Genomic DNA, 17,000 nt, shown 5'->3' on the forward strand with positions numbered 1-17,000 from the left:
AACGACACTTAAAGGCCTCAGTAAATCTGGACTTTATTTCGAGACGGCTCCTAAACCACTGTCGTTTTGATGCTTTTCAGTACCCCTAACGCTTCATCAAAATCATAATTGACCACCGCATCCTGAAATGCCTTCAGCCTTTGTTGTTCAATTTGGTCTTTTAACCCCCGAACCAGCATCGGCAGCAGGCCAATCACATCGGGATCTCCCTGTTCCAGTTTGGTTTCAACATTCAACAAGATATCGTTTAACACACCCACTTCAATGGCGCCTTCACCAGCGGGTTCAAGTCCATCATGATCAGCAGCCAAATCAGCCAGACCCGACATCACCAATTCAAAAGCTTCAGTAAATGCAGTCATGTTCAAATCATCCGCACTTTCCGAGTAGCCCCTCAAGCTTCGCTCCAGCTGACCGGCTTGCTGGAAAAGTGCCTTGGCACCGAGGTTACCGGCAATACCTTTCAGGTTATGAATTAACTGACAGGCTTCCTGCCACTGATTAGCGTCAAGGAATCCCTCAAGCCGCATTAGAGCGCCTTGTTGCTCTTTATAGAAATTGCCCAGTAGCTGATAGTACAACGAGTGATTACCTTGCAGCCGACTTAACCCATCCTCCTGATCAATACCTGGTAATTCCAGGGTTTGGTTATGATCAATCTCCGGCTCTATCTCTGCAGAAATACGGGCATCGCTTTCTCCAACCTGTAACCAGTGTCGTACCATTTGTTTCAGCGCTGCCGGGTCCAGAGGTTTGGAGATATGATCATTCATACCCGCTTGCAGGCAACGCTCCCGATCGCCGGTCATGGCGTGGGCAGTCATGGCAATAATGATTAACTGGTGATTACCTAATTTCCGTCGTATTCTTCGAGTGGCTTGATACCCATCCATTTCCGGCATTTGAATATCCATAAACACCAGATCAAAGGACTCATCGCGCACTTTCTCAACGGCTTCTGCGCCATTGGTCACCATCACGACATCCAACCCAATACCCTGAAGTAACTCTCTGGCCACCTGTCGGTTGATTTCATTGTCTTCCGCGAGTAACACTCTACCCTTTGGCATAACCTCACAGTATCGCCCCTGCTCAATGGGCGACACAGAAGTCACCGATTGATAGCCCTGAACTCTGGAAATAGTCTCGAATAATACAGAATGATTCACAGGCTTGATCAGGAACGCATCAACCTTACCGGAGGCTTTATTCATCAGCTCTTCGCGGCCATATGCGGAAACCATTATTAATTTAGGTTGTACAATAAGCGGCAGTTTTCTAATTTCTTCCGACAGCTTAATCCCATCAATATTGGGCATGCGCCAATCCAGAATCACCAACTGAATCGCGCTCTCTTCCGCCGATTCCGCTGAATTAGTTTTCTTCAACAGCGACAGCGCATCACTGGCATGGCTTCTCTGGATGGTTTCACAACCGGACATGTTCAGATAGCTCACTAATAGCGCACGGGCTTCGGTACTGTCATCCACCACCAGCACTTTCAAGCCTTCCAGTGATAACTGTGGCGCCAGTACTTCTTCAGCAATGCCAAGCTCCACCACAAAACGGAATGTGCTGCCCTGACCAGGCTCTGACTGCACAGAAATCGTGCCGTTCATCATATGTACCAGGTTTTTACAGATTGCCAGACCAAGCCCTGTGCCACCAAATTTACGGGTAGTAGAACCATCCACCTGAGAAAACGAATGAAACAGTTTTTTCTGCTGCTCAGGATTGATGCCAATCCCGGAGTCTTTAACCTGCACTTCAATTCTGGCCACATCCTGACGGCGAGACAGTAACGTGACATTCAGGGCCACCTCACCCTCACTGGTAAATTTCAGGGCATTGTGGGTGAGATTAATTAAAATTTGTCCAAGCCTGAGAGGATCTCCTTTCAGTTGACGAGGCACATCAGAGTCAATGTGGTAGGTCAGCGACAAATCTTTCTCTTTGGCTTTAATCGAGCTGAGGTTGTAGACATTTTCAAAGACCGCTTTCACATCAAACTCAATATTTTCCATACTGAGCTTGCCCGCCTCAATCCGTGAGAAATCTAAAATATCATTGATGATGCCCAGAAGATCATGGGCCGATGTTTGAATTTTGCTGACATAATCTTTCTGCTGTACCGACAGCTGGGTTTCCTGCACCAGATGACTCAAGCCAATAATGGCGTTCATCGGTGTCCGAATCTCGTGGCTCATATTGGCCAGGAAATTACTTTTTGCCTGATTCGCCTGGTCCGCCACTTCTTTTGCCCGATGCAGCGCTTCTTCCGCCTGTTTGCGATCAGTAATGTCACGACTGGAGGCAAACAAATAGCCTTCGCCCTCGTACTCCATATAGTTTGCCGTGACTTCAACAGGGAAGATGGAGCCGTCGGAGGCTTTTCTTAAGGTTTCGTAGGTCATTCCCTGGCGAAGCACTAATTGTTCCCACAGTTTCTTCCAGGAACTGCGAGTCACCGCCGGGTTGATGTCCATGATGGTCATACCCAATAACTCTTCCTGGGAATACCCCAACGCCTTGCAGGCGGACTCATTCACGTATTTATGATGACCATCAATGCGGAACCAATGAATGTGGTCACCGGCACTGTCCAATGAAAAACGGGCCATGGAAAAATCCCGCTCACGCTCTACCTGGTGGGTAATATCCACCGTTGTGCCAACCGCCCGAAGCGGCCTGCCCTGCTCATCCCGAAATACCACCTTGCCTTTACTGCGCACGGTGGCATAACTGCCATCCTTTTTGCGCATACGGAAAACAAATTGATAAGGTTGCAGGGAGTGATCCATTTGCTCTTTAAGAAAGCTGAAAACAGCTTCTTTGTCATCGGGATGCACCAACCGTTTCCAGGATCGGATATTCTGCAGAATTTCTCCCGGCTGATAACCCAGAATACTCTGATAGCGTGGGCTGAAATAAACATTATCATTGGATACATCCCAATCCCACAGCCCATCCGACGCTGCATCCATGGCCAGTTGATAGCGCTCTTCACTAAGCCGAAGTGCCTGTTCAGCATTCTGGCGCTCCATGGCAACCGCCACCAGCTCACCCATCCGATGCAGGAGATCCATGTCTTGCACATACAATTGATATTTTTCCGGAATATTGATCAGAGCAATACCACCGACGACCTGGCCAAACAACATCATTGGCGCATACACAGCGGTGGTGACGCCAAGGTCGTCAAGTATCTCAGTCCCTGTCACATCTCCCGCCGCATTGACTTCATCCCTGAACAGGATGTTGATTTTGTCCCGCTCCAGTGGGCCATAAACACCAGAGAAATTGTATTTGAACAACGTCGTAAAATTATCGGGTACCGGGTGACTTCTCCGCGACCAGTAATGCTCGATTCTGGCAACCGGCTCCCAGGAAAAAACAGCTGCCGCCTCGGCATCCAGATAATGACCTAATTGCCTGAGAAAGTAATCACTGGCCGCCTGCACCGATTGATCCATATAATTGCGGGAAATATCACTGAGCAAACGGTCCAGCTCCGCACGAATTTTCAATCCTTCTTCGGCTTTTTCCCGTTCTGCAATTTCCCGGCTCAAGCGACGATTCCAGTAAATAATCAGAATCAACGTCACTACAATGAGCACAAAACCAATAAACAGCTCTTTGTTAGGTCGCCATAATCGATCGTGAATCGCCAGCCAGTTGCTTTCCAGCTTCTCTCGGTCTTCTGGCGTTATGGTAGCAACGGCTTTGTTGAATATAGAAGCAAGCTCTGGCTCGTTATTTCTCGACGCAAGACTGAAGTCATAATCAAAACCGGCTTCGGCAACAACCTTGAGATTGGTGATTTTCATCCGCTCAATCTCGTAGCTGGCAGACGCCAGATTCACAATCATCGCATCCAACTCACCGCTGGCCACCTGACGCATGCCAGTGGCAATATCCGCAATAGCAACAAACTGCATGCCCGGATATTTTTGATTGAAATGGTCATAGGTTACATAACCCGGGGCAAAACCGACTTTTTTACCCATAAGGTGCACCGGGTTTCGGATGCCATTCTCAGAACTTCGCGCCAGGATAACGCCGGGTGCCGAAATCAGTGGTTTGGTAAAATCCAGATATTTGCTGCGCTCATCAGTTTCCTGCATCAGAGCCACCACATCGACGTCATGACGATAGGCCGTGTTCAAAGCATCAGTCCAGGAGGATCGGCTGTTCAACTGAAATGTGACACCCAGTCGATTTTCCAGCAACCTGAGGTAATCAATCGTAATACCACGCCACTCACCCTCATTGTCGAGGAACGAAAAAGGCGCCTTATTGCGATCTAATAACACTCGAATAACCGGGTGCTTCGCGAGCCATAGTCGCTCCGCATTACTTAAATCAATAGCATCTCCTCGTGGTTGAAAAAACCGATCCTTGTTACCGACGATCCAGTTTCTCTCCAGCTGAAGATACTCATCGCCACTGATCGCATTCATTCCCTTGTTAATCAGAGGAAGCATCTGGTCTGCACTGCTGTTCAGCACCCCTGCCCCGATTGCCTCATTAAGGTTAAAATGCTCACTGGCGACCACTTCCCCAACAAGACCCTGACGATTCAGTGCCGACTGAACCACCACTGGCTCACCAAGAAAGACATCGACATTGCCCGAAAACAGATTACTGATCAGCTCACTCACACTGCTGCATTCCACCAAGATGGCATTGGGTATCCAGCGACGAACAAACTCCTCCTGACTGGAGTCACGAATAACACCGATTTTTTTACCATCAAGGTTCAGTTTTCGAGTATCCAGATCACTGCCTTTTCGGTAGTACAGGAGGGTATTTAATCCATAATACGGATGGGAAACGCTCATCCATTGACTGCGTTCTGAGGTCGGCGATATAGCCGCAATTACATCTATTTTCCCCGCCTGTAACAACGATAAACTGTGGCCTACAGGGCTTACTCTGAAGCTAACGGGGGTTTGTGTCTTTTCAGACCAGAGATTCCAAACATCCACAAACAAACCTGCCGGCTTGCCCAGCGCATTGACAAAAGAAAGCGGTGCCAGGCCCGGATCAAGCGCAACGGTCAATGTTTCAGTATCATTGGCCTTTATTTCCAGCCATTTCTGGATAATATCGGTTTTATCCTGACTGCTGATTTTTGCCATACCCTGTTCAATTTCATTCAGTAGTCCATCCTTTCCAGTGCTCACTACTGATCGAATACTAACCTCATCCAGAGGTGGCCAAATCACTCGATAATCATCATTCACCCCAAGGTTCTTCAGGTAAAAATTCAGGGAAGAATAGCCACCCAGAAAACCTGAAATTCCGCCACTGACCGCAGCTTCCATCATGGCGTGGTAAGAGGAAAACGGGTACAAGACCGCATTGGGATTTTCTGCTTTCAGCGCCTCGAAAAAACCGTACCCTCTCAAATAACCCAGTGACAATGTATCGATGGCCTGCTCAAAGCCATCAACATGGGTTTCTTTCAGAATAAAAAGCGCCGGAGCATAAGGATAAATACCGACCGTCTCCGTACCTGTTAGTGCAAATTCCTGACTGGCTGGAAGATAGGCAAGGGCATCCACGGCACCGGAGGTAAATTGCTGTTGAATGTTTGCGGGCTGCGACTCGATAAAAATCACGGGTTTCCCGGTGACTTGAGACCACTTTTGCCACAGTGCAATTCCCGCGCCGGCAGGCTCCCCCTGACCATTGACAAACATCCATGGTGCCTGGTCAGGATAAAACGCAACCTTTATCGGTGCTGCTAATGACTGTTCCGCCCTTGCCTCATGGCTGATTGCGCCAAATAGAATAACCAGGCCCAGCAGTGAAAGTGTCAACCATCGGGTAAACTGAAAAAAACGGGGAGAAAAAAGGAGCATAGAGACTAAAAAACAACTCTTGGGGTTTCAGGGCGGCGCTATCTTACCCTGAAATACGACAATCACCTACCGCTCAACATTCGTTTACTCGAGGTTTACTCGAGGTTTGCTAAAATATTCAAAAGAACCTTGATCCGGGACATCTCATGGACAATGAACAGGACGTTGAAAAAAACCTCGAAGAGCAAATCGAAGCGGGCAAAAGAGCCATCGAAGAAGCGCAGCACCTGATTCAATCCATGGATACCCTGAAGAAAAAACTCCATATCAGTCACGGCAGTGGCCAGCGTTTTCTTCAACGGGCTAAACCCAGCATGGCGTTACTTAAAGAAGCAGAACAACTCATCAATACCGAGTTCAGTGGTTCCAGTGAAGCCAGTGAAAATGCAAAAGCCAAAGGCAAAAACAAATCCAAACTGCTAAACAATATTGCTCGCCAGAATAAAGCATAAAATAAAGCATAAATGGTTGTGTACTTACATTAATTCTCAGTTGACAGCATCGCCGTTACCAATGACAGTACTGGTATGTCCTGATTAATGTCGATGTTTCCCTGTGCTGACCATTTACCACTCCAATCATCTGGATGTCCTGAAAGACCTTTTGGTCGAACTCCTGCAAAGAGACCCGCCTGCCAATCCACTGGAAGATGAACAAATTCTTGTTCAAAGCCCCGGTATGGCTCAGTGGCTAAGAATTGAGCTCGCCAAAGGTCTCGGGATTGCAGCCGGTATCAACTTCCCGCTGCCTGCCAGCTTCCTCTGGCAGATGTACACACAAGTCCTGCCCGATGTACCGCTGCGCTCGGCTTTTAATAAAGAGTCCATGACGTGGAAGTTAATGGATCTGCTGGAAGACACCAAAAACGATCCTGACTTTTATGCCCTGACGCAATATCTGGCAGCCGACACCGACGATATCCGAAAATTCCAACTCTCCGGAAAAGTCGCGGATATTTTTGACCAGTATCTGGTCTATCGCCCTGACTGGATTCTCAACTGGGAAGCGGGCACAGAAACACCGGACATCACCGCAGAGCAACCGTGGCAGCCGAAACTGTGGCGAGCGTTGGTGGCTAAAACGGCGCAACTGGGTCAATCCCCGTGGCATCGAGCCAATATGCATCACCGTTTTTTAACGGCACTGGCTAACGATCAGGCAGACTTCGAACTGCCAAAACGACTGTTTGTTTTTGGCATCTCCGCCCTGCCCCCACACTTTGTAGAATCCCTGGAAGCCCTCGCCAGCCGTTGCGAGGTGCACTTGATGGTATCCAACCCCTGCCAACATTACTGGGGCGATGAGCGAGATCCCAAATACCTTCGCAAACTGGCTGCTCGCCAATTGATAAAGCACAACGAACAGAGTTCACAAAAAAGCTGGTTTGATAAAGCCGGTCTCGCTCTTGATAACCTGGACACTATTGGCAACCCATTACTGGGTTCCATGGGTAAGCTCGGCAGAGATTATTTTCACCAATTGCACAGTCTCGATGCCTTTGATGTTGATGTATTTGTTCCTGACCACAAACAACAAATACTTGGCCAGTTGCAGAAAGATATTTTTGACCTCCATGATCGCAGCGCACCCGGACAGCAAACGCCTTTAAGTGCTGACCGTTCCCTGCAATTCCACAGTTGCCACAGTCCCTTACGAGAAGTGGAAGTTCTCCATGATCGCCTGCTGGATATGTTTGAACAAAACCCGGAACTGACACCAAAAGATGTAGTAATCATGCTGCCGGATATCGACAGTTACACTCCCTGGATTCAGGCGGTCTTTGGCAGCATTGACGACCACCGTCGAATACCCTGGGCCATTTCCGATATCAGTGCGAAAAGTGAACATCCGGTTTTATCAGCATTAATGAAACTACTGGAATTGGACAAAAGCCGCTGTTCGGCTCCGGAAATGATGGAGATGCTTGAAGTCCCTGCCATTCAACAACGTTTCCAGCTAACCCCCGGCGGTTTGGACACCTTACGACAGTGGACTCAGGAATCAGGCATCCGCTGGGGCTTGACCCCTGAACATCAAACGCATTTCGACCTGCCTGAGCTCAAAACCAATTCCTGGAGCTTTGGCATCCGTCGCATGTTGCTGGGTTATGCCATGCCTCAGAGCGCCGGCGTCTATGACGATATTCTGCCTCTGGACTCTGTTCAAGGCATGAACGCTGTTCTGGCCGGTCACCTTGCCAGCTTTATTGATGCTGCAGAAGCACTGATTACTGAACTGGAACAAACCCGTTCCATTGATGAGTGGATCCATTTTACTCATCAACAACTTGAACGTTTTTTCCTGACTGAATCTGAAGAAGACGAAGCCGCTCTAAAACTGGTTCGAGACTCCCTGATTCACCTACGGGATCAACTGTTTGACGCAGGGTATGATCAGCCTCTGTCCAGAACAGTTTTTATCAGTTATCTCTCTGAGCGCCTTTCCATGGAGCGAAGCAGTCAACGTTTTCTGGCCGGGCAGCTTAACTTCTGTACATTGATGCCTATGCGCTCCATTCCGTTTAAAGTGGTCTGCTTGCTTGGCATGAACGATGGCGCCTATCCACGGAGTATTGCACCCGCTGGTTTTGACTTAATCGCTCGCCACGGACGGCGGGGAGACCGTTCCCGTCGAGTGGATGACCGCTACCTGTTCCTGGAAGCCATGCTGTCCGCTCAGGAAACGTTGTACATCAGCTTTATTGGACGACGCATTCAGGATAATGCCGAAAGAATCCCTTCAGTACTGGTGACAGAGCTGTTGAACTACTGCGAACAAGGTTTTGGCTTATCATCGGAAAAACTGATCACCGAGCATCCTCTGCAATCCTTCAGCCCAACCAACTTTTTGCCAGAAGCCGGAAAGAGCAACCCCTTATTCAGCTACACAGCACAATGGCTGCCGGCCGCTCACCGCAACGAACAGCAACCCGGTGCTTTTATAACCGAACCACTGCCGGCACAGACTGATCTGAACCTCAACGAAATTGAACTGACTGAGCTTTTGAGATTCTACACCAACCCCTGTCGTTATTTTTTCAATCGCCGTTTGAAGGTCTATTTCAGCCAACAGGACTTAACACTGGAAGAAACAGAAACCTTTGCCATGGACGCATTGGAGAATTACCAACTCAAAAGTGTACTGCTGGAAAGTATGATCGTCCGCGAACCCATGGAGTTGTTAATTAAACGACTTCAGTCCACAGGTGAATTACCCCATTCTGCTTTCGGCCAATTACTTCTGGAGGAGCAGATTAATGTCGTCAGCAAAATGGCGGAGCAAATTCAAACCTTCCGGGACAATCCGGGCGAAGACCGGGAAATCAACCTGCGGATATCGCATCCCGATCTTTCTGATAAACCCATTCAAATTACCGGCTGGCTAAAAGGCTTTTCAGAGAGCGCCCTGGTTCGTTATCGCCCATCCAGCTTCAAAGGCAAAGACCTTATAAGACACTGGATTGAACATCTCTGCCTATGTATGACAGACAATCCGGTTGCCACGGTCATATTTGATCCTGAGAAGTGTCGTATGCTTCCGGTGATTGCAAGAGAGCAAGCAGAGAAACATCTGGTGGCAATCATTTATTACTTCCATCAGGGGCATAATCTGGCATTACCCTGGTTCCCTCAAACCGCCATGAGCTGGCTTGCAGCAGACCCGGACGACAATCCTGACAAAGCAGAAAAAGCGGCGTTAAAAACCTTTGCCGGTGATGGTTTTATCGTGGCGGGTGAAAGTAACGACGAATACATTGGTCGGGTTTACCCTGAACTTGAACCCGTTATGGCAGAGTTTTGCTCTTTGACTGAGTTGCTGATGGCACCAGCATTGAGTGCTCTTCAGGAGGTAAAATCGTGAGCGATACCAATATCACAACCCACGATCAATCTCCGGAAGCTCTGAATCCACTGGCATTGCCTTTGCACGGCAGTCGTCTTATAGAAGCCAGTGCCGGTACCGGTAAAACCTACACCATTGCTAATCTCTATCTGCGCATTCTTCTGGGCCACGGTTCAGAGCACAGTAAGCACACGACCCCGCTAAACGTGGATCAGATTCTCGTGGTCACCTTCACCGAAGCCGCCACCGGTGAACTCCGAGACCGTGTCCGTGCTCGAATCCATAAAACGCGAGAAGATTTTATTGCTGGCCGTTCCAGTGATGGGTTTATTCAGCAACTTATTGACGATATGGGCTCAGGAGAACATTCACTGGAACATTGTCAGGCATTATTGCTGGCGGCTGAGCAACAAATGGATGAAGCGGCTATTTTCACCATCCACGGTTTCTGTCAGCGAATGCTGAAACAACACGCTTTTGAAAGCGGCACATTGTTTACCAGCGAGCTGATCACTGATACTGAATCCATGCTGCAACTCTGTGCTGCAGACTTCTGGCGTCGTTCGTTTTACCCGCTGGAAAAACCACTGGTCACCCTGATCCGATCAATTTGGAAAACCCCTGAGGATTTGCTTAATCATCTGCGAGGTTGGATTGGCCGCTCAGAACTCATGTTGATGGGCAACGGCGTTCCTGAAACCCTCACCGATCTGCACCAAAATTTTCTGGCTCCCGCCCTGGAAATTAAACAACTGTGGCAGGATGATCAGGGCAAACTGGCAGATATGATTCAGTCGTGTGGCATGGGTAAAAGAGCGAAACCACTGACTCGAATTGATGATGTGACCGAATTTGTCAATTCCGGGGAACTTCTACCCAAACTGGGCAGCTCCAACGATGGCTGGGAAATCTACAGTACCGAGATTCTGGAAAAAGGCCTGACCAAAAGCGGCACAATGCCCGTTCACCCGGTGTTTGAAAAAATCGATGCCTTTGTTGCGCAACCACTATCCATTAAAGAAGCGCTGAAAGCATTTATCACCCGGGAAGCACTCACTCAGATAAAAGCCCAATTCTCCCAGTTGAAAGCCAGCCGGCACCAGCTCTCTTTTGATGATCTATTGACCAATTTGGCCGGTGCGTTATTTTCCGAAAACACCGCAGATGGCGGTGAACTTTTGGCTCAGGCCATTCGAAGTCAGTACCGCATTGCCATGATCGATGAGTTTCAGGATACCGATCCACTGCAATACCGCATCTTCAACAAAATCTATCGGGATGCCGGTGATCCGGATGTAGGCCTGTTTATGATTGGCGACCCGAAACAGGCCATCTACGCCTTTCGTGGCGCCGATATTTTCACTTATATGCAAGCTCGGAAGCAGGTTCATCAGCATTACACGCTGGATACCAACTGGCGTTCCAGCGATACCATGGTATCTGCGGCCAATGCCGTCTTTCAGCAGGCGGATTCGCCGTTTATTTATAACGACAGCATTCCCTTTGATCCGGTACACCCATCTCCGGGCGCCTCTAATAAACGACTTATGTTTAATGATCAGCCATTGCCGGCCATGACGCTTTGGCTGCAAAAATCCTTTGATGGCTCTACGGTCAATTCCGAATCGTACCTGGACACCATGGCTGCCAGTACAGCAACAGAAATCAATCGTCTGTTAACAGCCGCCGATCAAAACCAGTGCCTAGTGAGTAATGGCGATAAACAGGCACCACTTCAGCCTGGCGATATCGCCGTTCTGGTGCGCAGCCGCAACCATGGACAGAAAATCAAAGATGCCCTGGCTGCACAGAATATTCCCAGCATTTATCTCAGCAATCAGGATTCTGTATTCAATAGTGAGGTCGCCACCGACCTCGAAAAGATTCTTCAGGCCTGCCTGCATCCCACCAGTGAACGAATGCTCAAGGCCGCTCTGGCAACCCGCTTATTTCATCTGAACGCTGAAACCCTTAATGCTCTGAACGTGGATGAACAAAGCTGGGAAAGTGCCGTGGACGAATTCACCCGCTACGGCGAGTTTTGGTTGCAGCGTGGCGTACTGCCCATGATTCGACAGATGATTTTCAGACGAAAGATCGCTGAACGACTGCTGACTTTTACCAATGGTGAACGACGTCTTACGGATTTATTGCACCTTGGAGAGTTGCTGGCTGCTGCCAGCCTGGAGCAACAAGGTCCATCGGCGCTTATTCGCTGGTTTTCTGAACAGGTCACTCGCCCTAATCAAAACGCAGACAATCAACAACTCCATCTGGAAAGTGAACGCAATCTGGTAAAAATCATCACCATTCACAAATCCAAGGGGCTGGAATACAACGTTGTATTTATTCCTTTTCCTTGTCATTTGCGTAAAGGAGATTCACCGCTGTTCCATGATGAGAAGACGAATGAAACGATTTTATCCCTGACACCAAACGACGATGCCAGCCAACTGGCAGAAAAAGAGCGACTAGCAGAGGATCTTCGCCTGCTCTATGTGGCGCTGACTCGATCTGTGTATTGCTGTTATCTGGGAATGGCAGCTTATAAATCCGGACGTGCCAGCAAAGACGGCAAAACAGACCTACATCAGACGGCTGTCGGTTACCTCCTCAACGGCGGTGATGATATTTTTGCACCGGAACTTCCGACGCTGCTGTCGAACCTGTCAAACCAATGTGAGAACCAACAGATTGTTGTCGCGGAGCCGTTATCAGCAGAGTTGCCAATATACACGCCGGTGGTTTCTCAAGACTTAACACTTAGCGCCAGAGAGTTCAAAGGTAACATTCAGCGTAACTGGTGGACCACCAGCTATTCTGCTCTTTCTCGTCATAGCTCATCAAAAGAAAGCGTTTCACAAAACAACTTACCAACTTCAGTGGATGCCGCTAATGAAGTCGCAGGCTTTGATTCAGAAACCCGTGACGAACAACATAGTCAAGCGGAAAATGAAGTCGAAGTAACACCAGACCCATTAAGCCTGTTCAGTTTTCCAAAAGGTGCTCAACCAGGCACCTTTATGCACAGTCTGTTTGAAGATCTTGATATGCAAAGGCTCCGTTCTGCTGAAGGTGACGCTTATCTTGATCAGTTTATATTGGAAGCCTTAGTCCGTGATGGCTACGAAGAAGTGTGGCTGCCTGCCATTCGTGGCATGTTGCAGAACTGCCTTAATGCAGCTCTGGATGGTGACAGTATGAAACTCAAAGAACTGGCTGACACTTCACGCCGGGTAGAGATGGAATTTTTCCTGCCTATTGAGCATCTTGATCCGAATCAGTTAAACCAATTAATCAAACACCATGACCCTTTAAGTGCCAAAGCGGGCAATCTGGAATTTCATACGATGAAAGGTATGTTAAAAGGTTTTATTGACCTGACTTTTGAATATCAAGGTCGATGGTATGTTCTGGATTACAAATCCAACTTTCTCGGCATTACCGTAGACGCCTACTCTCAAGAAGCGATGGAAAGGGTTATGGTGGATCATCGTTACGATCTGCAGTACCAGCTTTACTCACTGGCGCTGCATCGTCTACTGCAACAGCGGGTGCCTGATTATCAATATGAACAGCATTTCGGGGGTGTGATTTATCTTTTCCTTCGAGGCGTTCAGGTAAACGACAATCATCGCTATGGCATCTTCAGCCATAAGCCAACATTTGAGCTGGTGGACAGTTTAGACAGTCTATTCAAAGGAGAACTTAAAGGAGAGTTTAAAGGTGAGCTGAATAATACTGGCCCCGAGGAGTTGTTCTCATGTTGAACCATCTGCAATTACTGGAACAACAGGGAACGATTCGCCCACTGGATTATCAGTTCGCCAGATTAATTCACAGCATGGAGCCAAACCCGCTGATCACCCTTCTGGCGGCCAATGTCAGTTTTGAGCTGGGGCTTGGTAATGTCTGCATGCCGATTGATACCTCATCGCCAAAACTGTTTGCGCTTTCCGCTGATGAAGGCGAGCAACTGATTCACCTTGCTGGTGTTCCCTCTTCTTCATGGCTTGAGTCATTGTCTAACAGCTACATTATTGGCGATGGCGCTGAGCCCACACCACTAGTGCTGGATAATGGTCGTCTATATCTCTATCGATACTGGCAATACGAACAGCATGTTGCCGGTTTCTTAACCCGACAATACAGGACATCGTTAGACCAGCAAGCGACACAATCGATTTTGCAAAGGCTATTTCGCCGTGATTATGATCTTGTCTATAAACACTGTACCAATAAAAGCGAGACTGATCAGAGAGCGGAAATAATCAAGTGGCTGGATATAGAAGACAGTGACCAATTGAACTGGCCTGATATATTTCAGGCGTTCAATAACCCAGCATCATTTTCAAAATTGGATCACTTGATCCCAGAATCCGCCTGTCTGAACTGGCAGAAAATTGCTGTTGCATTGGCTGCAATTCGCTCTTTTTCTGTGATCAGTGGTGGTCCGGGCACTGGCAAAACCACCACCGTGACCCGTCTATTGGCATTGTTAATGGAGCTGGGACTGAATCATAACGCTCCACCCAATATCAAACTCGTCGCACCCACTGGTAAGGCAGCCGCACGACTCACAGAATCCATTGGTGGTGCACTGGCTCATTTAAATTGCAGCGACGAGGTGAAAAGTAATATCCCGACCTTGGCTGGCACACTTCACCGCCTTCTCGGCGTAGTGCCCGGCAAAGCTGGCTTCACTCATAACCATCACAATCGTTTGCACCTGGATATTCTGGTCGTGGATGAGGCCTCCATGATTGATCTGCCGATGATGAGCCATTTACTGGCAGCACTGCCAGACCATGCGCGACTGATTCTGTTAGGAGATCGTGATCAACTGTCGTCTGTAGAAGCCGGTAGCGTTCTGGGTGATATCTGCGCTGCAGCAGGTAGCGGTTACTCTCAAGAACAGACGCTGCTTTTGGAAAATCTGACCGGACATTCTCTGCAGACGGTATTTGATCGCTCGCCCTTCGTTTCTGCTGTTACTGACAGTTTTTGCCTGCTGAGAAAAAGTTATCGGTTTGATGCCAAATCCGGCATTGGCTCTCTAGCCAAAGCGATGAACCTGGGGCAAACCGATCAATTAGAAGGCGTACTGAACTCAGGCTTTAGTGATATTGCCTATCACCCACTTTCCACGGAGGGCAGTTATCAGCAGTTAATTACACAATGCATCGAAGGTTATCGAGACTACCTTACTCTGGTTCAACATCGCGCAAGTCCAAAACAAATTCTGGATGCATTCAATCACTTCCAACTCCTGTGTGCGCTCAGAGAAGGCCGTTTTGGTGTTAAAGGCCTGAATGATGAAATACAAACAGCGCTTCAGGATAAGAAGTTATTAAACGTCACTGGTCAATGGTATGAAGGACGCCCGGTATTGATCACTCGAAATGATCACGGCCTCGGGCTGTACAACGGAGATATTGGCATTACCGTTAGAAGTGCTGATGAAAAGTTACGTGTTGCCTTTGAGCTGCCAGATAAAAAAATTCGAGAGGTATTACCCAGCCGACTGCCTGAACATGAGACTGTCTTTGCCATGACCATCCATAAAAGTCAGGGCTCTGAATTTGCTAACGTGGTATTGGCGCTACCGGATAAAGACAATCCAGTTATTACCAGAGAACTGGTGTACACAGGTATTACCCGAGCCAAATCCAACCTCTCTGTTTACGCCGATATTAAGCTGCTACATAAAGCCGCACTGACACCAACACTGAGACATTCGGGTTTACACAAAAGACTACTAACACCCGAACGTTAATTCGTTCGGGCCAACTCATTATTACGACCGCACTCTTCTGTCGTTTCCGGCACTTCTGCCTCTTCAATTAAGCCCATAAAGCGCGACATCTTGGCAAAAATCATGGCAAAGGCACCATTGCCACCGATATTCATGGCTGTGCCGAAAGGATCAAAAATCATATACACCGCGGTCATCAATCCCAGCATTTCATCCGTAAACCCCAGTAGACTTTGTAAAATGGGTCCCACAACGAGGATGACCCCACCGGGTACCGCTACCACAGAAAATTTGGCAATGGCATAAAAAAAAGCAAACAAAGTAAAACCATATATATCAGGCAACGGCAAACTAAAGGTTCTCAGTGTCACCAATGACAGCATAGTCAAACCGATAGCACTGCCAATCGTGTGAATATTGACTGTTGCAGGAACTATCGTACGCGCCATTAACGAACTGCCGGTGATTTTCTCTGTGCTATTAATCAGTACTGGCAAGCAAGCTGCACTGGAAACTGTACTTAGCCCTGTCAGGAAAGCCGGAAATACTTTTGTTATATCGGAAAAACATTTTCTGATAGAGAAATTCGCTGCAATAAAATAGTAACAGGTGAGATAGCAAACTTGAGTCATTACCACCAGAAGAAGGATTGGACCATAGGAAACAACTGCCTGGGTCAGTATACCATCCGCATGCAACTTGAAAGAAAATCCCAAAATAAATAAGGGCAAAATAGGAATAAAAATTTTACTCAGAAACCAACCGCATCCATCGCTGGCGTTGTAGACCCAAGGCTTAAGTAAGTCCAGCTTTAACAGATTAATCAAGCAACCAACAAGAAAACCAGCGAGCAAAGCATTCATACTCGAGAAAAGTGGCACCAGCTGAAATGTCCATAACGTACCAAGACCTGCGGCCAGATACGCCTCAGAGGAGGCCTGTATTGTCAGCATAGGTACCGTGAAAATCCCGACCAGATAGCCGGTAAAAATGGCCAAAATATTGGAGGTAAAAACCCCTAACACCAACAGTGCACAGAAAAAAAATGCATTTCGCCCAAGCCGACAAAAACAACTCACCATAAAACTGAATACGATGAAGGGTAGGATAAACACCAACACGGATTTAATGGTCAGGCTCACAGAATAAAAGAATGCCGCGACATCATAACTAACCAAAGAATCTGTCAAGACAGGAATCATCAGTGCGACGATCAGACTAAGAGGAAGTTTTACCCTATTTATATAGCCAATGACGTTCATTTCACTCCCTCTGACCAGAGTCTGATGATTGCATGTGAGCTATGCAACTCACATCACCGATGTTCACGCAGCGGAGAACCCTTATAAATCGGGGCATAAAATAATACGGAGAAAACAAACAAACTGTTTTAGTCAGAGAATCTAAGACTTTCATCATTCCTGTTATTACCGAAGGGTATCAATGACTAAACATAGCCATAATTTTAACTGCGTCAAAAAATAGGGACGTTTCCCCCCGTGAACACGTCGAAAAATCCAAACTATTGCCTCAAG

At 47.8% G+C, this 17,000-nt stretch carries 6 protein-coding genes; 4 read left to right on the top strand and 2 right to left on the bottom strand.

Translation table 11 applies throughout. The features are described from left to right. Nucleotides 1-50: 50 nt before the first annotated feature. Nucleotides 51-5,825 carry a transporter substrate-binding domain-containing protein gene (locus Q1B11_RS16260; protein WP_299734364.1) on the bottom strand — a complete coding sequence of 1,925 codons (5,775 nt, stop codon included), beginning with the start codon at nt 5,823-5,825 and terminating at the stop codon, nt 51-53. Nucleotides 5,826-6,013: 188 nt separating this feature from the next. Here Q1B11_RS16260 and Q1B11_RS16265 point away from each other — a divergent pair, with 188 nt between their 5' ends. The 4 genes from Q1B11_RS16265 (at nt 6,014) to recD (ending at nt 15,486) form a co-directional block, all read left to right on the top strand. Beyond that, on the top strand, nt 6,014-6,319 hold the full coding sequence (locus tag Q1B11_RS16265) for a hypothetical protein (protein ID WP_067518296.1): 306 nt from the start codon (nt 6,014-6,016) through the stop codon (nt 6,317-6,319). A 103-nt stretch (nt 6,320-6,422) separates the two neighbouring features. After that, nucleotides 6,423-9,728, top strand: a complete 3,306-nt coding sequence (gene recC, locus Q1B11_RS16270; protein WP_299734365.1) for an exodeoxyribonuclease V subunit gamma — start codon at nt 6,423-6,425, stop codon at nt 9,726-9,728. Next, nucleotides 9,725-13,480, top strand: a complete 3,756-nt coding sequence (recB, locus tag Q1B11_RS16275; RefSeq protein ID WP_299734366.1) for an exodeoxyribonuclease V subunit beta — start codon at nt 9,725-9,727, stop codon at nt 13,478-13,480. Before recC ends, recB begins: the two co-directional genes overlap by 4 nt. Continuing rightward, nucleotides 13,474-15,486 (top strand): exodeoxyribonuclease V subunit alpha, encoded by a 2,013-nt coding sequence (gene recD, locus Q1B11_RS16280; RefSeq protein WP_299734367.1) that lies wholly within the window; start codon nt 13,474-13,476, stop codon nt 15,484-15,486. The genes recB and recD overlap by 7 nt, the downstream gene beginning before the upstream one ends. On the opposite strand, the gene Q1B11_RS16285 is transcribed toward recD, so the two are convergent. Further along, entirely contained in the window at nt 15,483-16,727 is a 1,245-nt protein-coding gene (locus Q1B11_RS16285; protein ID WP_299734368.1) for a cation:dicarboxylase symporter family transporter, read from the bottom strand. The genes recD and Q1B11_RS16285 overlap by 4 nt on opposite strands. Nucleotides 16,728-17,000 lie beyond the last annotated feature (273 nt).

The sequence above is a fragment of the uncultured Endozoicomonas sp. genome (genome assembly GCF_947495845.1).
Lineage (GTDB): Bacteria > Pseudomonadota > Gammaproteobacteria > Pseudomonadales > Endozoicomonadaceae > Endozoicomonas.

Bases quoted from the DNA above. Each gene is read 5' to 3' on its own strand.
- recD (WP_299734367.1), top strand. From the start codon at position 13,474: ATGTTGAACCATCTGCAATTACTGGAACAACAGGGAACGATTCGCCCA.
- Q1B11_RS16265 (WP_067518296.1), top strand. From the start codon at position 6,014: ATGGACAATGAACAGGACGTTGAAAAAAACCTCGAAGAGCAAATCGAA.
- Q1B11_RS16285 (WP_299734368.1), bottom strand. From the start codon at position 16,727: ATGAACGTCATTGGCTATATAAATAGGGTAAAACTTCCTCTTAGTCTG.